Source organism: Methanothermobacter sp. THM-1 (genome assembly GCF_009914355.1).
GTDB lineage: Archaea > Methanobacteriota > Methanobacteria > Methanobacteriales > Methanothermobacteraceae > Methanothermobacter > Methanothermobacter wolfei.
Genome location: NZ_CP044013.1, coordinates 835,808 through 859,220 on the forward strand (window position 1 = coordinate 835,808; position 23,413 = coordinate 859,220).

The following is a 23,413-nucleotide window of genomic DNA, read 5'->3' on the forward strand; positions in this document are numbered from 1 at the left end:
ATATTAACCCTAAGGTCGCTAAGGACACTGAGTCAACTGTTACATCATCATAGTATATAAATATTTCTATAAAATAAAAGCTCTGAGAGCTCCTTTAATCGAAAAAATCCCTCAGAATGCTCATTTAACATTCATGCAGTGATTGAGGATCTCCATGGCTCTGTTTGAATAAAGGACCGTCATCCGAATCCCTTTTTATCTGCAGAGGCATTATATAAAGAAGATGCAGAAGCAGCCAGAATGTGAAACAGTATATAGAACGGTGACCACGTGCCTTATCTGGACCCGAAAAGAAATTAAAGGAATTAAAAGCTATAAGGGGACATGCTAATTGCTTAAAGATTTTTAAAAGGATAATGGAGTGTGAATCCGCATTGAAATGATGTTAAGACCTTAAAGGGTAGTGGGGAAACCCCGGGATGGGTGGAAAATCCTAGAGGACCTCCTCTATCCTTGAAACACCTGATTCCTTGTTCACCAGGTATATATGGTCAGCAAGGTTTTCAAGCTCCTCCTCATGGGATACTATGATTATCTGGGGTGAATCAAGCTCATCAAAGATGTCCTTGAGCTTGTAGAGCTGTTCCTTGCTGAATCCATCTGTTGGCTCGTCAAGTATCAGTATATCGGACTTCAGTGTTGTTGAAAGGCCCTGAACGACCTTGTTCAGTGCAAGGCGGTAGGCGAGGGCGACGCTTGTCCTCTCACCACCACTGAGGTACCTGAGGTCCTGTTCATAGCCGTCCTGTTCAACCATCGGGGTGAAGTCCTCATCGATCCTCACCGACTTGTCAGGGTCATCAACCAGCATCCCGAACCACTTCCTGAAGTGGCTGTCAAATTCCTGGTTGATCCATGCAAGGACATGCCTTTCAATATCATCAAGGGCTGGTATGAAGTACTCGGCAAGCCACTTCACGTAATCATCCAGTTCATCAGCCCTCTTCAGGTAGCCCCCCTTGGTCTCCACCACCGATCTGAGGTCATCTATACGGTTTTCCTTTTCCCTGATTGAACCTTTGATCTCCCCGAGGCGGGAAATTACACTATTATGTGACTTCTTTTTTTCCTTTATCTCAGATTCAAGCCGCTCTATGGCGGATTCAACTTCATCATGGGATGATATGATCTCCTGAAGCCCTTTGATTTCACGTTTCTTCTCTTCAATCTCCCTTTTCTTCAGTTCAATCTCTTCAAGGTTTTTCCTGTACTCCCTGCTGGTTTCAGGGTTCAGTTCCCTGATCCTCCCCTGCATCTCTGAGATCTTCCCATCAATACCTGAGATCCTGCCTGAAATCTCCTTCTCCCTTTCCCGTGCAGCATCAAGTTTCTCTTTAAGTTCATTCATCCTGGATGCTGTATCCCCGAGTTCCTCCACAGTTTTCCTGTTCTCATTTATCTGATTTTCTATATCCTTTATTCTGACTTTGAGTTCCTTAAGATCGTCCTTCTTTTTTCTGAGTTTCTCCTCTTCTTCCTTCAGAGTTCTCATCCGGTCCCTGAGTCGGTCCTCAATAACCCTGAACCTTCTTATATCATCGAGTAGTTCTTCCTGATCCCCTTTTTCAGCCTCAAGTTCCTCAATCTCCCCATTAATTTCTTTGATCCTCTCACCTGCTGAGGCTATCTTCTCTTCCACTTCCGCCGGGTCAACCTTCCTGTCACAGGTGGGGCATATGCTGCTGCTCCTTATGTTAGCGTAGTCCTCAAGTTTTCCCTCAAGTCTTGCCCTTTCATTCTCCCTTTCACGCAGTTCAGCGTTGAGTTCCCTGATTTTCTCATTGACCTCTTCCTCTGTGACTGATGGCCTCTCCATTAATGATTCAAGTTCCCTGATCTCAGAATTAAGTTCTCCTATTTTTAGTTCAAGTTCCCTGATCTCAGAATTAAGCCTCCTGCAGTCCCCTGTCTTCTCATTCAGCGTGGCCTCAAGGTGCCTGAGTTCAAGGCCCGCCCTCTTAAACCTTTCATAATCATCAGTGAGAGTCTCCATATCATTCTGGAGGGCATCTATCTCATCTTTGAACCTTTTAAGTTCCTCTGATAGCTTATCCCTTTTCTTTCCGCAGTTCTCAATCTCCTCGAGGGTCCTGTTGTACTCCTTCTCCAGGTTTTTATTCCTTTTCCTCAGGGAGTCCACTGTCCTGTTTATAGCCTTTATCTCCGTTTCAAGGAAAGCCAGTCTGGCCATTGCATCCTCAATCCGCTTTTTCTTATCGTTAAGAGCTTCAAATTCCCCTTCAAGACCCTCAAGTTCAGATTCAAGGGCCTCTCTTCTGGATTCAATTCCCGCCTTCTCCTTAAGGAGGCTGTCCTTTTCTTCCCTGAGCCTCTTCAGTTTTTCCCTGTCATCTTCAAGGCCTGACGACCTGTCCCTGAGTCTCTCAGAGAGTCTTTCTATCCTCCTTTGGATTAACCTGGCGTTTTCCACTGCCACACTGTACTCTTCAATACCGAAGGCCTTCCGGAGCCTTTCAAGCCGGTGTTTGGGGTTCATCTCTATTATGGTCTTCATTTCCTCCTGGGGTGTGAAGACCGCGTAGCGGTAGATGTGGCTCTTTGCACGGGGGTTTGATGGTTCATTATACCTCAGGATCTCAAGAACGGCCTCCTTCATCTCATTCGCAGATAATTTCCTCCTCCCTCTGGAGGTCTCAAGGTAGATGTTCTGCTGCTGTATGGTGTTTGAGGTCCTTTTAAGTTCCCTGTAGGCTGTGTAGACCTTATCATCCACCCTGAATCTGAGTTTGACCGACCCTGAATTTGCATCAGTCCTCAGTAGGCTTGCGCCCTTCTGGTCCCCGAGGCCGAATAATGCGAATTCTATTGCAAGGAGTATGGTGGATTTCCCTGATCCTATGTCCCCCTCAAAGAGCGTCACACCCTCCCTGAAGTCCACTGACTCTGATGTGTAACTCCTTATGTTGCGGAGTTCAAGTGACTCGATTATCAGGCCCCGTCACCCCCTTCGATCTCCAGTCCAAGGACCTCAAGGGCATCTTCAATTATCCTCTGCTCATAGTCCTCCCTGGTTTCACCCTCCCTCTTCTCATTCCGGATCCTTTTAAGGACCTCTGATGCCATTTTAAGGCCTGATGCTGATTTAAGTTTCATGTTCTTCACCCCGAGGCCTGCAAGTTTTTCCCTGAGTATCTTCTCCTCTATCCTTGGTATTTCAGTCTCAGAGACCCTTACCTTCTCTATCTCAGGGGGTCTTATCCCGTGTCTGTTTATGTTAACCGTGAGGGCTCCCCTATCCCTGAGGATCCTCCTTATAACCCCCGAGTCTATCTCTGATGTCTTCCCTGAGCTGAGACCTCCCCGGATCCTGAGCATGACCACCCTTCCCCTCACGTCATGTTCGGCTATACATGACTCTATCTTCCTCATGGCCTCACGGGCTGTTATTCCATCAACATCAACCTCGATGTACTCGAATCCTGCAGGCATTATCTCCCTGAATTCAAGGCCCCTTAGGGTTTCATTGAAATCAACAAGGTAGTATCCTCTCATCTCACCCCGGGCAGTGTCTTCAAGGTCCCTTGCATAGGATCCGAAGAGGGCCCCAGGGAATACCATGCACCCGTAGCCGTCCTCATTGTGGGTGCTTCTTTTGTGCACGTGTCCACCGGCATAGTAGTCGAAGCCCCTGGGGAAGAGGTTGAGGTCTATGGACTCCGCATCCGCAATTTCCTCGGTTTTGAACTGGGTTATGGCGCTGTGGAAGACGAATATCTTGAAGCCCTCCTCTACCTCAAGTGCTTCACGGTCAAGCATCATGTAGTAGTCCTTCTCAAGGTTCCTCGACCTCCCTGAGAGTCCCGTGATCCTTGCACCCGTGGCCTCATCCTCGGTGAATTCAAGTCCAAGTTTCCTTCCCGGGACCGGCCTGACAACATTCTCTATTAAACCTGCACTTTCAAGGATGTCTATCATTGATGTGTGGGATGGGCTGTAGTCGTGGCTCCCATAGTTGACGTATACCGGGATGCCCTCATCCCTGACCCTCCTGAGCTCCCTGGTGGCCATCTTCACCGTCTTCATGTTGGGCAGGTTTGAGTGGAAGAGGTCGCCTGCTATTATCATGAAGTCAATATCATTGTCTAGCGCATCATCTATTGCCATCCTGAAGGCCTTGCCTTCCAGTTCCTGGAGCATCGCCTGTTTCTGTGCTCCAAGGTGGCAGTCAGAGAGATGGGCGAATCTGTACATCAGTCAGCCTCCTTTACAGGTTCGGTTGAAACATGATTTCTATTAAAATCCATTAATGGTCCTCCAGTATTCAGGGAGGGAATCATCAAATTCCCAGTTCAAATCCCACACCCATTTTAAGATCAAAAAAGGAACATCATTGAACTCCTATCCCCTGCTGCACCTATACAAATTCAAGTGGTGGTGCATCATCATCCTTCTTCTCTGATTCTATGAACTCCTCAAAGAGGGGGATCTTGACCGGAACAGCGAACTTTGTGAATATGCTGCTCACTATGGCTTCACCCTTATCAAGGCTTGCTATGGTCCTGTTATCATCTGAGAGGTCCTGGGAGGCGCTTGCAATTATCTCAGCCCTCTCCTGGGCCATCTCATTCCCCAGGATTATCTTGGTGTTCATGTTAGCCAGTATGGTCCTGGGGATGAGGCTCACGAGCTGTGTGATGGCCACAAGTCCGATGTTGAATTTACGGCCCTCCCTGGCTATGGTGCTGTAGATGTTGTGTCCCTGGTTCTCGATGACCTCCTTTCCAAGGACGCGGGGAGCCTCCTCTATAATTATCCCTATGACCGGTTTGCGTCTGAGCCTGTTCTCGGCCTTGTATCTCTGGTACCTCCTGAAGATGGCCCCTGCTATGATACTTCCAACGAGGATCTCTGCTTCACCCATGAGTCGGGATGTGTCAATGATGACCGTTTTACCATCCTCAAGGTGGCCTATGATATCCCTTATTGTGGATTCACCCCCTGATTCCCTGAAGACACCTCCCCGGGATTTGAGTTCGCCGTCCTCCATGTAGACACCCAGTATGTTATCGAACTTCCTCTTGAGAACACGGAGGGTTGAATGGTGGACGTTCATTATCTCATCTGACTTGACGATTCCCGCTATCCATTCATCACCGAATCTGTTACGTGCCGCCCTTATGGCCTCTTCCTGGGGGCCTGAGAAATCTATGATCCCGTCGAAGTGTTCCGGCCTCAGGGATTTCAGGTTTATTATGAGGGTGTTGCCGCCCACCGGGGCGTCAGGGGAGTAGTACTCTATCCTTTCACCGGCTGCCGGGTGGCTGCCGAGTCCCTCATCGTTCCTCCCGTAGTACTCGTCGTGGGGGTCCAAGACGAGCATGCCCACACTGTCCATCTCCACGAGGCTCCAGAGCATGACCTTCACAAGGTTACTCTTACCCCTCCCTGTTGTTGCTGGGATGAGGATGTGGTGGGTTATTGCGCTCTCCGCATCAAGGTGTACTGGTGTTTCAAGGACCTTGGACCCGCTCCTCACGTTACCGAGGTAGATGGGCCTTTGAGGTCTTTCAAGGAATTCAAGGTCCCCCTCATGTATCCTGCGGACCGACCTGAAGAAGCCGGGTAGTAGCTTGGGGAGTACTGGCCCCTCATCCTTTACATGGAGTATGGGGCGGGCCTCGGCGATGATGTAGTTTCTGAGTTCAGGTTCAAGGAACTCCACCTCACCCCCCTGTCCTTCAAGTTCAAGGCCCGATGCCAGTTCATGCATCCCCATGGGTATCTGTGACCTGTACTTGAGCTCCTTAACCTGGAGTATTATCCTGCCATCATCCTCCGCAACAAGGAGGTCGCCGATCTCAATCCTGGAGCCTGTCTTCTCCCTTATCAGTATTGTGGCTGTTTCACCACCGATTATCTGCCCTGCAGCTTCCATCAGTATTCACCTGCATACCTGTTGAGTTCATCATGGAAATCAAGGCTCTTGGCCTCATACACTACGTCTTTAAGGATTTCTCTTTCTGGAATCTCAGCCAGGATCCTTCTCCTGTAGATCTCTATCTCATCACGGGAGACGCGCGCCCTCATATCCACGTCCACCAGGCCGTAGGGGTAGCCCGGGAAGCATGCGTCTGCAGAGTTCCTGAGGAGTCCCGATGCCACCCTGATAGGTGATTCCTCAGTTTCCTCTCCAAGTATGTCGAGGCGGAATATCCTGCCGGCCGGGTTGAGTTTCACCACTGTTATGACTGTTGGGCGGTCCATCCTCACGGCAACCGGACTGTAGCACCATCTTTCACCGGCACCGTATCTCTCTGCAAGTTTCCTCACTGTTCCGAGGAGTGATGCTGAGGTGGTGGTGTAGAGGCTGCATGTCTTTGAGAAGCCTGCAACGTACACACCCCTCCTCTTACCCTCCTCCATGAGCTCATGTATGTAGGGGTTCTCATTCTCAAAGGATGCCTGGAGCGAACCATCGGTTACGAGTATGTCCCCCTCACCGAGTTCCCCCATGAGTTCCAGGGCCATGGTCCATTCAGCGAAACGCCTTGGGAGTCCCTGGATGTTTGAGGGGTCCATCCCCTCCACCATGGGGATCTCTATCTGTAACCGGTCCTCGTCAGGGAGAATTTCCCTGTATGATGGGTCGAGGGGGTGTAAATTGAAGGTGTACCTGGAGTTCTCTGCATCAAGCCTCATGAGTGAGAGGAACTCGAGCCTTGATGGGAGTTCCATGTTCTCACGCCTTTCTCCCCTGAAGATGCCCGCGGCGACCCTGTTAAGCTGCACCGAGAATGATGGTCCGGTGATTACCGGGCTGTTTCCACCATCAATGAATGCAAGGAGTGGAGTGTCATCCGGCACCCTGAGGGGTCTGAAGTTTTCCCTTCTGAACTCATGGACCTCGTATCTGCTGGACCTGAATACTGGCCTTCCGATTTCACATCTGACGGTGCCCTTCAGGGAATCTGCAATTTCTTCCAGGACATTCAATGAAAAATCCTCCACTGTAAACCTTTAAAGTAGAATAAAAAAAGATGTAGTATAAATAATTTGTGATTTTACTCTTCGGGTTCGATGATAACCGCGGTGCCGTATGCAAGGATCTCCTGCATGATATCGGAGATTGAGTCAGAGTCAAAGCGCACGCTTATAACTGCATTGGCGCCCAGTTCCCTTGCATGGTCCATCATACGGTCAAGGGCCTCCTGACGGGAGTGTTCCATCATCTGAACGTACTCCTTGATCTCACCACCCACAATTGACCTTAAACCGGCCCCTATCTGACCTCCAAGACCCCTGCTCCTCACTGTAAGGCCATAGACGAATCCAAGGACCTCAACAGCCCTGTAACCCGGGACGTAGTTGCTTGTTACATATATTATGTCCCCGTGTTCATGGACCGCCGGGGTTGCGGTCCTCTCCTCAAGCCTTGTACCGCACTCATCACAGAAGTTTGACCTTGAATCATACTCCCTGCCACAGTTTGGGCAGAACTTCTCTGATGCAGGCGCGGTCTCTCTCCTAACAGTCCCGCCCTTCTTCTCGGCGAGTCTCCTCTTCATCTCTTCACTTGTAACCATATAAACACCGGTTCTATCTTTATACATTAACCAATAAATAGTTTGAATGACTTCCTGGTCTCGGCTTTTTTTCTCCTCACCCCACATCAATAAATCTGAATTAATGTGGGGGTATTCCTGATTCAGCAGCACCATCTATTCAGCTGAAAATTCAGAATAAGGGAATGTTCATCATGCCCTCCTATCCTCTCGCACCCTTATACCCTGTTCATTGAAGAAGTCCTTGATGTTTCTGTATTCTGATTCAGGCATCTCACCATCAGCTGAGCGTATGGTGACATCGAGTTCCACTTGAACATCATTGAAGTACTTCATGAGTACTCTCCTGATATTCGTTATCTGTATCATTTCCTGGTCGGGGATTCTGAATTCCAGGCTGATGGATCTTATAGCTTCTGTTTTGTCGGGTTCCTGTTTAAACTCCATCTTCTCTGGTTCCTCAGGTTTCTCGACGATTTCGGCACTCTTCATGGGTGCGGGGGGTGCCTCTTCCCCTGCTGGTTTCTCTTCTTCCATGGGTTCCTTCACGCAGAGGTGGGGCTTTATTATTATTTCTCCATCTGAAAGCGATGGGCTGCAGTCCTCCTCAATAAAGGTGCATTCTGGTTTATCATCAACCAGAACCCCCAGACCAAAGGATCCTCTCTTAACACCAAGCTTTATGGCCTTCTTGAGGACATCCTCGCCGGTTATCCTTATCTCCCCAGGTACGCTGTAGAATGATTCCAGTATCCTTGCTGTCTCAGCGTAATCACCCTTAAGGTATCTTGCTGCCAGCACGTCCTGGTTGAGCTTATCTACAAGTTTATCCTCCTGTTTCAGGAGGGATTCTATCTCGTACTCCACAGGTGTGTCCACACCATAGGCTGGCCTTCCAAGGTCTAACCTCTCTGTTCCCTCCTTTGCAGGTATGATAACATGACGGTAGAGGTTCCTTGTACGCGTATTTGAATCCTTCTCATTTTCACGGATCCTGTGTTTTATTCCTTTCCTTTCATTCTCATCCATCTGGAGGGTCCTGTCATTGTATATGCTTTTGAGTGCTGCCTGTGTCCTTACAAATTCATTGAATGCGGGTCTTTCGTCGGGGGCTGGTAGGAGGAAGATCAGGGAGTTCCTGTAGACCCTTGGATGTTTACCCTTATTGCTTATGAATTCATCAACCTCTGAGTCATCCCTGAGGACCACCAGTTTGAGTTTCATGGTGTCAGGGATGTCCGATGATTTCCCTGGCCAGATGTGCACCTCTAACTTCTTCTTACCCACTATCTTCTTGATGAAGTCCTCCTCCATTTCCCTGATATCATCCTCTGATACGTTCTCCTTCCGTGTCACTATGAGTCTTTCAAGGTTGGGTTTGCTGCTGAAGTAGTAGAGGCCGTCCCTCTCATGGAGGTAGAAGAGCCTCTTCCTCATCATCTCCAGCGCCTCGGTTACTATGCTCACCGGAAGATTCGGGTCTATGCATGAGAGTTTAATCTCCCTGATACCCGCACCAACCCTTTCACTTCCACCGGCGAAGGAGTAGAGGAATATCGTTGTGGCTATCGATGTGCCGAGCCTGTAGGGCCTGTAGCTCTGCAGTTTATCATCCGTCGCGACTGCACCTGAATCGGGTGATGTGATGTCAGATGCTATTATACTGTCAAACTCGTTGCCTGTGAATTCTATGAACTCCCTCTTTATATCCCCCAGTGAGAGGTCGAAGTCTGCAAGTCTTATGAAGGGCCTCGTTGAGTCGCTGAGTGACCTTACAACAAGTGCCAGTAACCTGAGAACACCCCTGGTCCTCTGGAACTTTGGGAAGGACCCCCACCTCTCATAGAGGACGTCTATGACCTCAGGCTGGAAAGGGTAGCTCTTGAGGAATAACTCCCTGTACTCTGACTTCTCCATGGACTCCGGGAGCAACCCGTTATCATAGGCAAAGTCAACTATTTCATGGACTATAGACTTCTTCTCATCCTCATGTATCCTCTTGAAGAGTCTCCTGTTTATGACGTCATAGATCTCATCGTTCTCAACCGGCGCGATTATCTTATGGGTCCTGCCCAGGACCTTTGCGATCTGCTGGTAGAGCCTCTCTGCGGCCTCACCATAGTGTTCAAGGTGGCTTGATGGGATGGTTACAACCAGTGAAACCTCCCTGAGGGATGAAACCACCTCTGTGAGCTCCTGAATGAAGGGTCCTATCTGCTCTGAAAGGGTGGAGTCACCAACAATGACACCTGCAGCCTTCTGTCCATAAACAAGGACCTCATCCATGAGTATCAGGACGGGACTCGTCTCCTGGAGGAGTCTCTTAAGCTTTTCTGTGCCTGGGGACGTCTCGTTTGTGAATTCCCTGTTCTCCCCCCTCAGCTGCCTCTCGAGTTCTGCCCACAGTGTTGTCTCGGCGGCGTCAAGGGCGTCTCCAGCTATAACAACAACCCTGGCATCCATCTCTGATGCCATGTGGTAGAGGGATATGAGGGTGTGGGTCTTACCCCCACCGAAGGGTGTCTGTAACTGTATTACAGGGTCCCCGGGCCCTCCTTCAAGCCTCCTTTTCACGGTTTCCATTATGTTCTTGAGGCCCCTGGTAGTGTAGGTCTTCTCCCAGAAGACATCGGGGTTCTGGTACTCCTCGGGTGCCTCTCCCATGTGGACGCTCCAGAGGTTTGCTGCGAAGGTATCCAGGGTTAGTTCCTCTCCAAGTATATCATCATGCGGTTCAGCCACACTAACAAAGGGCTTCATCTTATCATCTCCTTTAGATTTTAAGAATCTTTTATGGGAGTTTCTGCTGCCTCTCTGTCTCTGCTGTTTTTCTCATGAGTTCCTCACGATTTAATGTGAGTCCTTCAAGCCATTTCTTTTCACTGCAGTCGGGCAGTGATTCTATAAGGGCCTGGGCGACCCTGTAGAAGCTGTCCATGGACCCGTAACCTGATTCTGTGAGTACTGATTCCATCCTCCCGGTTTCACCCCTGCTCCAGTGGATACAGGCAAGGTGCAGTACGTCTATAAGGTCCTTGGGTTTTATCTTATCAGGTTTTCTTTCATCAGGTCCAAGGACTGTGACCTTGCTACCGCTTATCCTTATGAACCCATCCTTCTCATTCTGGAGGTCTATTCCAAGGCTGCTTGCAAGTAGTCTTGCATCATCGAAGTCCGCCTTGTTGTTCCCGAAGTTCCACCTATAGAAGAGGTAGAATCTGGTTAAGGGTGAAAGTTCATCGGCGAATCCATTCTCAAGGATCTGCTTTATGGCGAAATCTGCTGCAAGACTCCTTATGTCCTCAAGTAAACGGGAGGCCGTGACCTTCTCACCACTGTAGGTTAATATACTGTCATAGCCGCCTATAACCTCAAGACCCCCTCCTATAGCTGATATGAAGAAGTCAGGGCCTGAAACCCCCTCCATCCAGAGGGATTCAAGTTTTTCATGGAGTTTTTCCTTGAGTTCAGCCTTCACCTCCTCATAGAAGCCGGTCCCCTTCTCCTCATCGGGTTTACGGGCCACTATGTAGATTGATGATCTGAGGGCGGCTGACTTCTGGGCCATCAAACGTGCCCTCATTTCTGTGTTTATGGGCCATGAGGCTGTTACTGTGAGGCCTGATTCAAGGAGGGCGTTTATTACTGTCTCCCAGCCGGCGGCGGTCTTATGGGCATAGACGATGTTGGCTATGCCTCCTGGTTTGAGGATCCTGTGTATCTCCTGGAAGGACTTCCGGATCATGTCCTCAAATTGCTGGTTGGCCTCTGCCTTGGACTTTTCATGGGTGTATGCAACCATTTCATCAGCCTTGGTGGTGAGGGATGTGAGGAAGAGTTCAGGGTAAAGGTCACCCAGGGCCCTTTTGAGCCATACGTAAAAGTAATCTGAGAGGTATGAATAGGGTACATTATCATAGTATGGTGGATCCGTGAAAATACCATCAAAATAATTATCTGGATATGGGATTGAAGTGGCGGAGGCCTTAACTACATTAGGGGTGTGGCCTTTAACTTCAGGGATCATAGAGAGATTATCAAGAACTTTACTGATCGTCTCTGGCCTCATCAACTTCCCCATTAAGGGGTTCCTTTCACCATAATCAAATACCATTGGTACAGCGTGTCTCCTAAATACATCCGCATTCCTTTCTTGATCAGGTCTCCAATAACACAAAGCAGAGTTCCAGTCCGCTAATTTGCCAAGTATCATTGCAAGATATGTTGTGATGATCTTTGCATATTCTTCATCGTATCCTTCCCTGATCATCTCTTCATATGCGTTTCGTATCATTTCTATAAATGTGATGAGGCTGAGTTTCTGTCGTGGGTTGAAAAGATCGCCCCATTTTAACATGCCATACCCCGGAACGTTGACACTTCTTCTATTCTCAGGAGGTATGGGTTCATCTGGTATGGGGTCTATTAGCCACTCATCCATCAGTTTCTCCCTTTTCTTCTCAAGGTGTTTTTCTGCTTCCAGGAATATCTTCATGTCATCCTCTGTGGGGAGTCTGTACTCCTTACCCCTCCTATCCGGGTGGCTTGTTACCACTGCTATGAGCCTCTCACCGGATTTACCCTCCTGGAAGAGTCTCCTGGTGTCATCTGCCTTTATTGTTGAACCACATACTGGGCAGGTTACGATGGCCCTGGATATGGTCCCCTTTCCAGGGTCGAAATCAGGGTCCTCCACCATCTCAAAGTCAATCCTGTCTCCCTCAATCACTGTTTTCAGGGCTATTTTATTTTTATTCGTCCTTGAAAGCCAGAAACGTCTCATTAATGGTATTTCAGCAGTACATGATGGGTTCTGGCAGGGTAGTGTCCTTGCCCATATGTAGGCGACAGGAACCGACCCATCATCATCAGCTGGATAGAACCTTCTGAGTTCCCCGGCAGCCTCCCTGAAGACCCATTCACCCCACCTCTTCACATCCCTTACGAGTCTGTTCTCACCCTCAGACCAGCCGGTGCCTGATCCAGCATACTTCTGGGGATACTCAAGTGTGCACTTCTGTATCAGGACAGCCACTGGGTTGTAGTCCATGCTGTGTGTCTCGCATCCAAGGCGGAGGGCCTCAAGGGGTATGCTGCCGCCTCCACCAAATGGGTCAAGGACCCTGGGGGGGTGGCCGTGCTCATGGAGTATGTCCTTCCGGGCGCGGCTTATGGTGTTCAGGTCATTGGTGTTCTCCCATTTACAGAGCTTCTTTATAAATTCCCGCCTCTTGATCTCCTCCAGTTCATCTCCAGCCCCCACGAGGCTCGCGTATATTGTGGCCCTGCTGCTTGCAAGGGGCCTTCTTGCCCACCAGATGTGGAGTGTTGAGATGTGACCGCTTTTTATATTCTTCTCCCTAGCTGATTCTTCACTCACATCCCTCAGGGGGAATGTCTTCTCTATTAGCGCTTTTTTCATTGACTTGCCTCCTTCCATTGACTGGCCGGTATCACATACCTTACCTCTTCCCTTATTATGGGTTTAAGTTTACTGTGGGGGTCCCTTATGATGTGCAGTCTGGGGCTTGTAGCTGCGCTGCTCACGATATAGAGCCAGTAGGACTCCCTGAATCGTCTGGCCTTCAGCCATTCATTCTGTGTGAGTTCAACGTTACCCTCACCACTCCTTGCCTTGACCTCAATGTACCTTGTCCCATCGGGACCTGATGAGCGGACATCAAAACCCAGGTTTTCCCCTGAGACATCCTCAGGGATTCTTCCATGTTCAAGCTCATACTTCATGGCCATATCCATCCCTATCCTCTCAATGGCAGGGTCCTCTGCCATCTCCCCCCTGACAATGATTGCTCCTATCTGTTTGGGCATGTTTATGCTGAGGGTCTTCTCCCTCTCTATCTCATCAATGAGACTATCCCGGCGTTCCTTGTACTCGCTGAGTCTTTCCTTCTCATTTCTGATTGCTAGTTTAAGGTCCTCTCCGAGTCCAAGACGCCTCTCATAATCAATTAGCTTGCTGTTTGATTCATTTATACTATAGTCAAGTGACCTTACACCATAGTTTCTCTTTATCTCCGCCCTCTTTTCTGCTTCCCTGAGGAGTTCATGTCTGAATCTCTTCATCTCCTCTATTGCGAATTCCATGACCCCTTCACTGTCATATTCAGCTTCAGATGGTCCTGAATCTGGTATGAGGTTCCAGAGGACTGATGGGTCAACTATACTCATCTCCCGGCCGTTGTTGAGGACGCCGAATATCTTCCTGCCCGCTATCTTACCGGAACCATCCCTGACGGCACCCTCAAAGAACCATATCACACCATCATATCTGCCTGTGGGGTCCCTGAAGACGGCGCCACGGTATATGTCCGATGCAAGTTCCTGGCCTATGTAGAGGAGGGTTGCCTCGAAGAGTGGGTGGCCGAAGGATACGAAGTCTACATCATCATCCTCTGTCTTCTCAAAGCTGAAGACAGGGTAGTTCCTCTGCAGGTCACCGTACCTGTTTTTGTATTTGTCTGTCCATACCCTTAGAAGTTCCGGTGGCGTTCTCATACCATAGGTTCCGGTGGACCTCTCCCTAAGTTCCCAGCGGTAGTGCTGGGCTGCCTTCCTGAAGAACTCCTCTATGTACTCTGGTGCAAGTTTGCGTTCCCTGATCCTCTGACTTATCCTGTCTATCTCTGCATAATTAACGGGTGTTGCGAGCTGTTCCTTTAGAACATCATCCAGTATATCCCATGGTGGCTCCAGTCTCCTGTCGATTTCATCAGGGCTTATACCTGCTGAGATGGCTTCCCTTATTATTTCCTGGATGTCCTTTTCATGGTATATTTCACCCACAACGTCGTATACCCTGTCTGAGCCGAGGTCCTTCCTTATCCTTTCAAGTTTTTCAAGGAGCCTTGTGACCACCAGACCCTCCCTCGTGTTTTCAGCTGCAAGGTTATAGACGTAGACGTCCTTACTCTGCTTGTACCTGTGTATACGTCCCATCCGCTGCTCGAGGCGGTTTGGGTTCCATGGTATGTCATAGTTCACCATGAGGTGGCAGAACTGGAGGTTTATACCCTCACCGGCTGCCTCGGTTGCAACCATGATCTGGGTGCTCTCCCTGAACTCCTTTTCGGCTGCTATACGTTCCTCCATGTTCATCTGGCCGTGTATGGTGCTCACGGTGTAGCCCCATTCCTCAAGTTTATCCACAAGGTAGTCGAGGGTGTCCTTGAATTCTGTGAATATGAGGAGCTTCTCATCACCCACCTCATCAAGTATCTTTCTTAGTTCACCCAGCTTTGTGTCCTCGGATGCCGCCAAGATGTCATCTGCCATTTTGATGAGTTCTGTGAGTGTCTGAACCTCCTCGTCAAGCTGATACCTGCTCTTTACAATTATAGTCCCTTCAAGTTTCTCCTCCTCCCTCCACCGTGTCGCCTCATCCTCATCCTCGATTCCACTGATGTTTATCTCTGGTTCTTCCAGGTCATGGGACCTGATCATCTCCTGGCACCGAATCCTCCTCCTTATCAGACTCTCCCTGAGGGCGTAGATGCTTGATGCCATCCTCCTCTGGAGGAGCATGAGTGCGAATATGTATATCCTGCCATCACTACCTTCCGCCCTTCTGTACTCCTTTCTTATGTACTCTGATAGTCGATTGTAGAGTTCAATCTCCTTTTCAGAGAGTCTGAAGCTGTGGGTGTAGGTGAACCTCTTCCTGAAGATGGGGTTGCCCTGGAAGTCCCTGAGCTCCTCCTTGGTCCTCCTTATGAAGAGGGGATTTTCATCCTTTCTCCTAGCCTCCTCTATGAGTCCCTTGTTTGCAAAGAAGCCAGGTTCAAGTAGATCCAGGAGGAGTCTGAAGCTTTCAGGGTTCCCGCTGTGGGGTGTTGCTGTGAGGAAGAGCATATTATCCGATGTCCCTGATAGGACCTCACCCAGCCTGTACCTCTCTGTCCTCTTCTTAATCTTCCCAGAGAATGTGGCTGATAGTTTGTGGGCCTCGTCTACTATCACGAGATCCCATCGCACGGCTCCCAGTGACCTGAGGATGTCGTCCTGCTTTGCGAAGTCCATTGATGTTATGAACTGGTTGCCGGTGAGCCATGGGTTTTCCCCACGCCGGGAATTGAAGAATCCCCTGTCAGCCATGATGAATCTCTCATCAAACTTTTCAGCCATCTCCCTCCTCCACTGTTCCCTCAGATGGCCCGGTGAGACTATCAGGATCCTTGTCGCGACGCCCCTGAGTTTAAGTTCCCTTATTATGATGCCTGCCATTATGGTTTTACCGGCCCCCGGGTCGTCTGCAATCATGTAGCGGAGCCTTGGCATTTTGAGGGCGTGAAGATAAACAGCGTCAAGCTGAAAGGGTAGGGGGTCTATTCTGGAACTGTTCATTGCAAGGAATGGATCGAAGATCGACGCGTTCCTGTAACGGTATGATTCAAGGGCAAGGAAGAACTCCTCCCCGGAGGCTGAAAAATCAAGTTTCACCTCACCGCCCCTGATCCTCCTGCATTCATCAGGGGTGAGTATCTGGTCTATGTGCTCGTTTGAGTTTATAAGGGCGCCTATGATACGTAAGTTTTCACCTATCCTTGAAACACTCTTTATCTCCACCGGTTCTGGCCATAAAGGACCCTCAATCACTGTTCCATTCCTTATCAAAGAACTCACCACTGTCCAGAGTTTCCATGTGAATATATCCCTATTTCATAGATTGATAGGGGCACTATTTAAAGGTTGACTTTTATCTTCACATTCATGGATAATCTGATGGATCCAAGCCCCTCCATTCACTTCAGGGATTGTGTTAAGCTGCATATCCTCAGTCAGGTGATGCAACCTATTACAGGGCACTGTATGAATGCTATCACTGGGGCGCCACGTCCTTATGTTAGTGATGAACTGCCTTACTCACAATAATTAACATACCCTGTGGAATCTTCATTTAAAAGAAATGTGAAAACAGACCGTGAATGTTATAGGTTTCTGAAATAATAACTGAGACATAATTATATAAAAACAACCCGACCCGTGGAATGATGGATGGTTATATGATGAGTGAAGGTCTTAGAAGGGAGCTCACATTCTTTGATGCCGTGAGCCTCGTCATCGGAACCATTGTGGGCGCGGATATCTACATAGTTGCAGCCTACGGTGCAGGGAGCCTTGGACCCGCATCCATACTCTCATGGATAATTGGGGGTCTAATGGCAATGGTCCTCGCCCTTGTATTCTCAGAGGCATCGGCCATAATGCCAAGGACAGGGGGCCCCTACTCCTATGCAAGGGAAGCCCTTGGAGAATTCGCGGGTTTTATAACCGGCTGGTCCCTCTGGGTATCATCCTGGATAGCCATAGCCGTCTTCCCGGTGGCCTTCGTCTACTACCTCTCCCAGTTCATCGGCCTCAGCCCCACTGCAGAGGCCCTCATCAAGGTCATCTTCATCCTTTCACTGACAGCCATAAACATTTCAGGTGTGGGGAGGGCCGGTAAGGTTAATGACGTCCTCACAGTCCTCAAGGTAGCCCCCCTGATCCTGCTGGTTGTCACTGGCATCTTGAGATTCATATGGGACCCCTCCGGCCTTCTATCCGGTTACACTCCCTTCGCACCCATGGGCCTCGGTGCCCTGGGCAGCGTGACGGTCCTGGTCTTCTGGGCCTATGTGGGCTTTGAACTTGTAACGGTCCCTGCCGGTGAGGTTAAGAATCCCGGGAGGATCATACCCCTTGCAATAATCATTGGGATGGTCTTCGTCATGGTCTTCTATCTCCTGACAAACTTCGTGATACTTGGACTCGTCCCCTGGGTGGTCCTTGCATCCTCCACTGCACCGCTCACACTTGCAGGTTACAGTGCCCTGGGGGGTGCGGGTGCTCTTATACTGACCCTCGGGGCCCTCATATCCATCGCGGGCTCTGAGGAGGCCGGTATGCTCACAACCGCCAGACTTCTGCATGTCATGTCCCTTGACGGGTTCCTCCCGGGGTGGCTGTCACGGATCCATCCACGCTTCAGGACCCCGCACCTGAGCATACTGGTCCAGAACCTGACGGCGCTCGTGGCAGCCCTAACAGGAACCGCGGCGGGTCTTATTGAACTCTCTGTCCTTACACTGCTCCTTGCCTACATGTCAACCTGTGTTTCACTTCCTGTGCTCAGGAGGAGGCGCTACCGGGATGCCGGGGTACCCCTGAAGAGCATCCTCGGTGTCCTGATATGCCTGTATCTACTTGCAAATACGGGTACAGGCACCATACTTGCAGGCTCCCTCCTTATAGCCGCAGGGGTGCCGGTCTACCTCAGGTACAGGAGAAGGAATAAGAAAAGATAGGCCCAGAAGTCATGCTCATGGGTAAGTACAGGAGAAGGAATAAGAAAAGATATGCCCAGAAGTCATGCTCATGGATGAATTACCCTTTTAACGTGAATCAATGCTCACCCCATGACGTTTTACTAGTGGGTGTTGGTTGGATACTATTTAAGGTGAAACAGTGATCACCCCATGATTCCCCCTGGAGGTCAGCAGCTACCCTGAATCCCCATGGTGCCTTGTCTTCGCCCATCGCCTCTCATGCCTCCTTATCATGTAGATGAAGGCCATTATAAACAGTGGTATGAGGTAGAGGCAGTAGGCCCAGTACTCCAGTGAGAGTAAAAGGCTCCTGGGGACGCTGTATCCATCACGGAGTATCCCAGCCATGGTCAGGGGGAAGAATGCCACCGTTGAGAGCAGGCCTATTATGAGGGGTGCCTCGAACCGGAAGAGGTATATCTGTGCCGCGTTGAGGATGAACACTATGTATCCCAGCATCACAAAGCCGATGAAGAGCATGCCGAAAAGGTAGAAGATTGAGTCAAGCTTCCTGTGGAGGGGGATGGGGGCGTCTATCATGGGTGCAAGGTAAATGAAGAGTGTTTCAAGGTTCCCAGTGAGCCACCTGACCCTCTGCCTGAAAAACGCGTCCCACTGAGGGACCGCCTCCTGCCATACAGCTGCCTCAGGACAGTACCTTATATTATAGCCCTCAAGCATCAGCCTTATGCTCATGTTAAGGTCCTCGGTTATCGCATACCCGTCCCAGCCGCCTATGGACTCGATGGCCTTCCTCTTCACCAGCTGACCGTTACCCCCAAGGAAGGCAGGGACACCCATCCTCATCCTTGACTCCAGTATGAGGTTACCGAAGACCGCGAATTCTATGTGCTGCATCATGGTGAGGAGGTTCCTCCCGCGGTTATACATCTTAACCCTTGACTGGACACCTGCAACGTCCTCCCCCTCAAGGTAGGGGACCGTCCTCTCAAGGAAGTCCGGTTCAACCCTTGCATCTGCATCAAAGACCGCCACGACATCACCCGATGCCACCGTAAGGGCATCGTTAAGGGCGTAACCCTTACCCGTGAAGGCAAAGGGGGGCTTCCTTGTTACGACATGGAGGTGGCTGAGGGACCCTGCAAGTTCCCTGAGGATCTCACCTGTCCTGTCCCGGGAGGCGTCATCAACGACGATTATCTCATAGTTCCGCTCCCCCTCCTTCATGTAGTCAAGGGATGATAGGGTCTCCACGCAGCTTTTTATGGTGTTCTCCTCATCATGTGCCGGGACAACTATGCTGACCATGGGCCTCTCATGGTCCTCTGGGGGCTTCCATCGGGGTCCGATGCTCATGAAGAGGTGGATGAAACTGTACACCACCGGTATGAAGAGGAGGTACATGAGCCAGGTCATGCTCCCTGTTATGAACCCGTAAAGGGCCAGGGATATCAGGACCGAGGATACAAAGAAGACACCGGTCTTCTCGATTTTAAGTTCCTCCTCCTTGGTGCTTATGATCTCATGAAACCTTTCCATTTCATGGAGGCGTTCACTGAATGCCTCCAGGGTGACCTCTACCTCTGCCTGGAGCTGTTCCCTGCTGAATGGTTTCAGGAGGTAACCGTATGGTTCGCTTTCAAGTATCCTTGAGAGGGTTTCATCATCGGAGTAGGCTGTCAGGTAGACCACCGGGATCCTGTAGCGGCCCTGTATCATCCTGGCAGCTTCAATACCATCCATTTCACCCCGAAGATAGACATCCATGAGGACAAGGTCCGGTTTCAGTTCCCCGGCAGCCTCCACGGCGCCTTCACCAGTATCCTCAACCCCGGAGACCCTGTAGCCCAGTCCTTCAAGCTTCTCCTTGAGGTCGGCTGCGATTATGGCCTCATCCTCCACCACAAGTATCTCCGGGACCCTCCGGTCCCTCTCATCAATCAGGGGCGGCTTCTTCCCCAGACCCCTTAAATCTGCCTCGTACCTCCTGAGGGCTGTTTTAACGGTCACATTCAGGGAGTTGTCATCATAGGGCTTCAGGAGGTAACCGTAGGCACCTGCACGCCTTGCCCTCCCTATGGTTTCAGGGTCGGAGTATGCTGTGAGGAACACCACGGGCACCTTAAGGTCCCTTATCCTCTCAGCAACCTCAATACCGTCCATCTCCCCCTGCAGGACTATGTCCATTATCACAAGGTCGGGCCTGGTCTCGGCTATCTTCATGACAGCCTCCCTGCCCGAAGATGCTGTTCCTGCAACACTGTAGCCAAGGGCCTCTAGCCTTGATCTGAGATCAAGGGCGACCAGGGCCTCATCCTCAACTATAAATATGGTCTTCAAGTTTCACTCCACCCGCTTATCCCCATTTTAAGGATCAATCATCAAGGATAACCACCTGCTAGATTTCAAGCCACCTCTTAAGTCCCCTGAAGCTGAGGGTGTTTATCACATCATCAGAGCTGGCCCATCCGCGCCTTGCAGTCAGCACTCCCCACCTGATGTTTTCAAGGCCTCCCCTTGAGTGGGCGTCACTGTTTATTGCAAGTTTACAGCCGGCCTCTATGGCCATCCTGATGTGTGTGTCCCGCAGGTCCAGTCTGAGGGGGTTTGAGTTCACCTCAAGGGCCACCCCTGCCTCGGCCGCCCTTTCGGTAACCCTTTCAATGTCAACCACCGGCTCCCTGGTCCCCAGCACACGTCCAGTGGGGTGTCCTATTATATCAACCACGTCATGGTCCATGGCCCCCAGGAGCCTCTCGGTAACATTGAAGCCGTCGTGCACGCTTGCAACCACAAGGTCAAAGTCTTCAAGGACGTCCCCAGGGACTTCAAGGCTGCCATCGGCAAGTATGCTGACCTCAACACCCGCCAGGACAGGGATCTCATCCACCCCTTCAATGGACCTCAAGTAGGAGTCAGGGTCAGATATGTAGCGTGCATGGTCCGTTACAGCTATGTACTCCCTTCCAAGGGTTTCTGCATAGGATGCAAGGTCGGCTATGGAGTCGATTCCGTCACTGTGGAGGCTGTGCATATGGAGATCTCCCCTGACATCCTCGGAGGATACCAGTTCAGGGAGCCTTCTCTCCCTGGCGGCCTCTATCTCTCCACGGTTCTCCCTGAGCTCCGGTTCAATGTAGGTGAGTCCCAGGGCCTCCAGGACCTCCTCCTCGGTCCTACCGGCCACCCTCTCATCGCCCCTGAAGAGGCCGTATTCACTGAGCTTCATCCCCATGGACTGGGCTATCCTGCGCAGTTCAACATTGAACTCCCATGAACCCGTGAAGTAAAGTAGGGCCGAGCCGAAGACCCCATCATCAAATACTCGGAGGTCACAGTCCAGGTCCTCCACAAGGCGGACGGTGGACTTCCTCGGCCCCCTGACAACAACCTCCCTGACGGTCTCCATGGATGTGAAGTAATCCATGACCATCTCAGGGTCCCTGGCGGTTACAAGGATATCAATGTCCCCTACGGTTTCCCTTCCACGCCTTATGGAACCTGCAACCTCAACCCTCTGGACACCCTCCAGGTCCATTATCTCAGACTTTATCCTCTGGGCCAGGGGCACTATGTAGGCCAGGGGCTTCCTTGTTATCCTGCTTCTTGCAAGTTCTATGTTCCTGAGTATGGCCTTCTCCTTCTTCTCACCCATACCCCTGAGGCGTCTTATCCTGTGCCTTTTTGCCTGGTATTCAAGGTCGTCAAGGGTCTTTATCCCGAGTTCCTCATAGAGGAGCTTCACGGTCCTCGGACCCACACCTTCAACCGAGAGCAGGGCGTCGAAGTCAACAGGGTACTCCTCCATGAGCTCATGCAGTAGGTGGAGGGAACCGGTGTCAAGTATCTCCCTGATCTTGGATGCGATGTTCCTGCCCACCCCTGGGAGTTCCTGGAGTCTGTCCTGGGCTGCGACTTCCTCTATGTCCTCACCGAGTAATTCTATGGTCCTTGCAGCTCGCCTGTAGGCCTTTGAGCGGAACTCATCCCCCTTGAGGTCCATGAAGTCGGCAACCCTGTTAAGTATCTGGGCCACAAGCCTGTTTTTCATATTATTAATTATGTCCCCATGCATATATCACTTGTTCATCCGGGTACCGTTTATTTTACAGGTTACCACACCACTACATGCAGAGACAGAGAACCTGCTGAGAACTGGATTTTCAGTTAATGAGTAAAAAACGGTGAGCAGGTCTTTCCCTGCCTCAGGACGTTCACCTGAATCCTTAAGGTAAAACCTGAAGGGGTGTATCAGTTTCAAATAAGCTCTTTACGGTGCGCTAGTAGCTTGAAAGGATTATTATCTGCTTCAGATGGATAAAGATACATTTTATGGGCTCAGGACATTCTGGGATCTGGTATTCCTTAACACAGGTGAAAGATACTCTGAATCTGGCCTGAAACTCGTGGAGGAGGGCTGGCCGGATGTGAATTCAGCGACTGACCCCTTCAAAGGATAAAGTCCACTCCTGGAAGAATAAAAATTTTAATTTGAGTAGTCCCGGCCCCGCCCAGAAATCAATCAGCCATTAAATGTTTATAAAAAAGGATAAATGATCAGATACCGTTCTATCTTCAGGCTTATCCTCATTAGTCTCCCATACCTTCCCCTGAGGATGTAGATGGCAAGTAAAAGCACCAGGAGCACGATTATCTCTGCAAGTGATCACTATATATTTTTTTAAAATATCATCAGAAAAAAGAAGAAAATCCTGAACTAAGTAAAAGATCCAATTGAAATAAGTGAATTAAGAGGATTAATAAATAAAGAACGATTAAAAAAGAATAGTAACAGGATGAGACAGATTAAGACATAAAACCGGTTAAAATAAGAAAAGTGAAGTCATAGGGACCCGTTGATACCCTCAACGATCTCCCTGATCTTGTCCTCCACGTTGTCACTGTTCTCAACCACGGTACCGGTGACTATTACATCAGCACCGGCCCCTGCAACCCTTGCAGCATCCTCACCTGTCCTTATACCCCCACCAACGATGAGTATATGGTCCGTGCAGCTCTTAACAAGGGATATCATCTCCTCTGGCACGTGTTCAGGTGCCCCTGAACCCGCTTCAAGGTAGAAGAGCCTCATACCCAGGAACTCCGCTGCCATTGCATAGGCCGCTGCAATATCGGGTTTTCCTCGTGGAACAGCCTTAACATCACCCACCCATCCAACGGTTCCGCCAGGTTCAACAACAAGGTAGCCCATTGGAAGGGCCTCGATACCCATCTTCCTGACCGCCCCGGCTCCAAGGGCCTGGGCACCTATTATCCAGTAGGGGTTGGTGGAGTTAAGAAGACTCATGAAGAAGATAGCATCGGCGTAACGGCTGACACCCGTGGTGTTGCCCGGGAAGAGTATTATTGGTACATCTATCCTCTCACTGAGTGCCCTGGCTGTTTCATCAAGTTCATGGGAATCTGTGGTTGATCCTCCAAGCATTATGCCGTCGGTACCTCCCCTTATGGCTGCCTCCGCAATCCTGACAGCCTCCTCAGGGCTCTGCTCCTGGGGGTCGATGAGTGTCAGGTGCATCTTCCTCTCCCTGAGGACGTCGTGGAAGTATTCTTCAACCTTCATTCTGAACACTCAAAAAAATA

Annotated in this window: 13 protein-coding genes and 1 pseudogene; 2 read left to right on the top strand and 12 right to left on the bottom strand. The window is 50.1% G+C overall.

Going from position 1 to position 23,413, the window contains the following annotated elements; all coding sequences use genetic code 11:
• Window positions 1-433 precede the first annotated feature (433 nt).
• The 9 genes and pseudogenes from FZP57_RS04360 to FZP57_RS04395 form a co-directional block, all read right to left on the bottom strand.
• Window positions 434-2,899 carry an SMC family ATPase gene (locus tag FZP57_RS04360; protein WP_238338001.1) on the bottom strand — a complete coding sequence of 822 codons (2,466 nt, stop codon included), beginning with the start codon at window positions 2,897-2,899 and terminating at the stop codon, window positions 434-436.
• Window positions 2,900-2,949: 50 nt separating this feature from the next.
• On the bottom strand, window positions 2,950-4,212 hold the full coding sequence (locus tag FZP57_RS04365; protein ID WP_074358944.1) for a DNA repair exonuclease: 1,263 nt from the start codon (window positions 4,210-4,212) through the stop codon (window positions 2,950-2,952).
• Window positions 4,213-4,375: 163 nt separating this feature from the next.
• Complete coding sequence (locus FZP57_RS04370; protein ID WP_074358945.1) at window positions 4,376-5,896, bottom strand: ATP-binding protein; 1,521 nt, start codon at window positions 5,894-5,896, stop codon at window positions 4,376-4,378.
• Window positions 5,896-6,954 carry a DNA double-strand break repair nuclease NurA gene (locus FZP57_RS04375; protein WP_084531207.1) on the bottom strand — a complete coding sequence of 353 codons (1,059 nt, stop codon included), beginning with the start codon at window positions 6,952-6,954 and terminating at the stop codon, window positions 5,896-5,898. Before FZP57_RS04375 ends, FZP57_RS04370 begins: the two co-directional genes overlap by 1 nt.
• A 68-nt stretch (window positions 6,955-7,022) precedes the next feature.
• Complete coding sequence (locus FZP57_RS09400; protein ID WP_238338015.1) at window positions 7,023-7,346, bottom strand: heavy metal-binding domain-containing protein; 324 nt, start codon at window positions 7,344-7,346, stop codon at window positions 7,023-7,025.
• Between the two features lie 48 nt (window positions 7,347-7,394).
• Window positions 7,395-7,679 (bottom strand): annotated as a pseudogene (locus FZP57_RS09730) (zinc-ribbon domain-containing protein); the annotation flags it as partial.
• A gap of 36 nt (window positions 7,680-7,715) precedes the next feature.
• Complete coding sequence (locus FZP57_RS04385) at window positions 7,716-10,283, bottom strand: ATP-binding protein (RefSeq protein WP_191216553.1); 2,568 nt, start codon at window positions 10,281-10,283, stop codon at window positions 7,716-7,718.
• A gap of 31 nt (window positions 10,284-10,314) precedes the next feature.
• A complete protein-coding gene (locus FZP57_RS04390) occupies window positions 10,315-12,945 on the bottom strand; it encodes a DUF1156 domain-containing protein (protein WP_191216554.1) in 2,631 nt (876 codons plus the stop codon).
• A complete protein-coding gene (locus FZP57_RS04395; protein WP_191216555.1) occupies window positions 12,942-16,154 on the bottom strand; it encodes a helicase-related protein in 3,213 nt (1,070 codons plus the stop codon). Before FZP57_RS04395 ends, FZP57_RS04390 begins: the two co-directional genes overlap by 4 nt.
• A gap of 389 nt (window positions 16,155-16,543) precedes the next feature.
• On the opposite strand from FZP57_RS04395, the gene FZP57_RS04400 reads away from it, so the two are divergent.
• Window positions 16,544-17,827, top strand: coding sequence for an amino acid permease (locus tag FZP57_RS04400; protein ID WP_238338002.1), 1,284 nt, complete (start codon window positions 16,544-16,546; stop codon window positions 17,825-17,827).
• A gap of 195 nt (window positions 17,828-18,022) precedes the next feature.
• On the opposite strand, the gene FZP57_RS04405 is transcribed toward FZP57_RS04400, so the two are convergent.
• Window positions 18,023-20,149, bottom strand: a complete 2,127-nt coding sequence (locus tag FZP57_RS04405; protein ID WP_191216556.1) for a response regulator — start codon at window positions 20,147-20,149, stop codon at window positions 18,023-18,025.
• Between the two features lie 58 nt (window positions 20,150-20,207).
• Window positions 20,208-21,860, bottom strand: a complete 1,653-nt coding sequence (polX, locus tag FZP57_RS04410; protein ID WP_115892523.1) for a DNA polymerase/3'-5' exonuclease PolX — start codon at window positions 21,858-21,860, stop codon at window positions 20,208-20,210.
• A gap of 262 nt (window positions 21,861-22,122) precedes the next feature.
• On the opposite strand from polX, the gene FZP57_RS04415 reads away from it, so the two are divergent.
• Window positions 22,123-22,269 carry a hypothetical protein gene (locus FZP57_RS04415; RefSeq protein WP_170130282.1) on the top strand — a complete coding sequence of 49 codons (147 nt, stop codon included), beginning with the start codon at window positions 22,123-22,125 and terminating at the stop codon, window positions 22,267-22,269.
• Between the two features lie 383 nt (window positions 22,270-22,652).
• Here FZP57_RS04415 and FZP57_RS04420 read toward each other — a convergent pair whose 3' ends face one another.
• Window positions 22,653-23,393 (bottom strand): geranylgeranylglyceryl/heptaprenylglyceryl phosphate synthase, encoded by a 741-nt coding sequence (locus tag FZP57_RS04420; protein ID WP_115892288.1) that lies wholly within the window; start codon window positions 23,391-23,393, stop codon window positions 22,653-22,655.
• Window positions 23,394-23,413: the final 20 nt, after the last annotated feature.

Bases quoted from the DNA above. Each gene is read 5' to 3' on its own strand.
- FZP57_RS04365 (WP_074358944.1), bottom strand. From the start codon at position 4,212: ATGTACAGATTCGCCCATCTCTCTGACTGCCACCTTGGAGCACAGAAA.
- FZP57_RS04370 (WP_074358945.1), bottom strand. From the start codon at position 5,896: ATGGAAGCTGCAGGGCAGATAATCGGTGGTGAAACAGCCACAATACTG.
- FZP57_RS04385 (WP_191216553.1), bottom strand. From the start codon at position 10,283: ATGAAGCCCTTTGTTAGTGTGGCTGAACCGCATGATGATATACTTGGA.
- FZP57_RS04390 (WP_191216554.1), bottom strand. From the start codon at position 12,945: ATGAAAAAAGCGCTAATAGAGAAGACATTCCCCCTGAGGGATGTGAGT.
- FZP57_RS04400 (WP_238338002.1), top strand. From the start codon at position 16,544: ATGATGAGTGAAGGTCTTAGAAGGGAGCTCACATTCTTTGATGCCGTG.
- polX (WP_115892523.1), bottom strand. From the start codon at position 21,860: ATGAAAAACAGGCTTGTGGCCCAGATACTTAACAGGGTTGCCGACTTC.
- FZP57_RS04415 (WP_170130282.1), top strand. From the start codon at position 22,123: ATGGATAAAGATACATTTTATGGGCTCAGGACATTCTGGGATCTGGTA.
- FZP57_RS04420 (WP_115892288.1), bottom strand. From the start codon at position 23,393: ATGAAGGTTGAAGAATACTTCCACGACGTCCTCAGGGAGAGGAAGATG.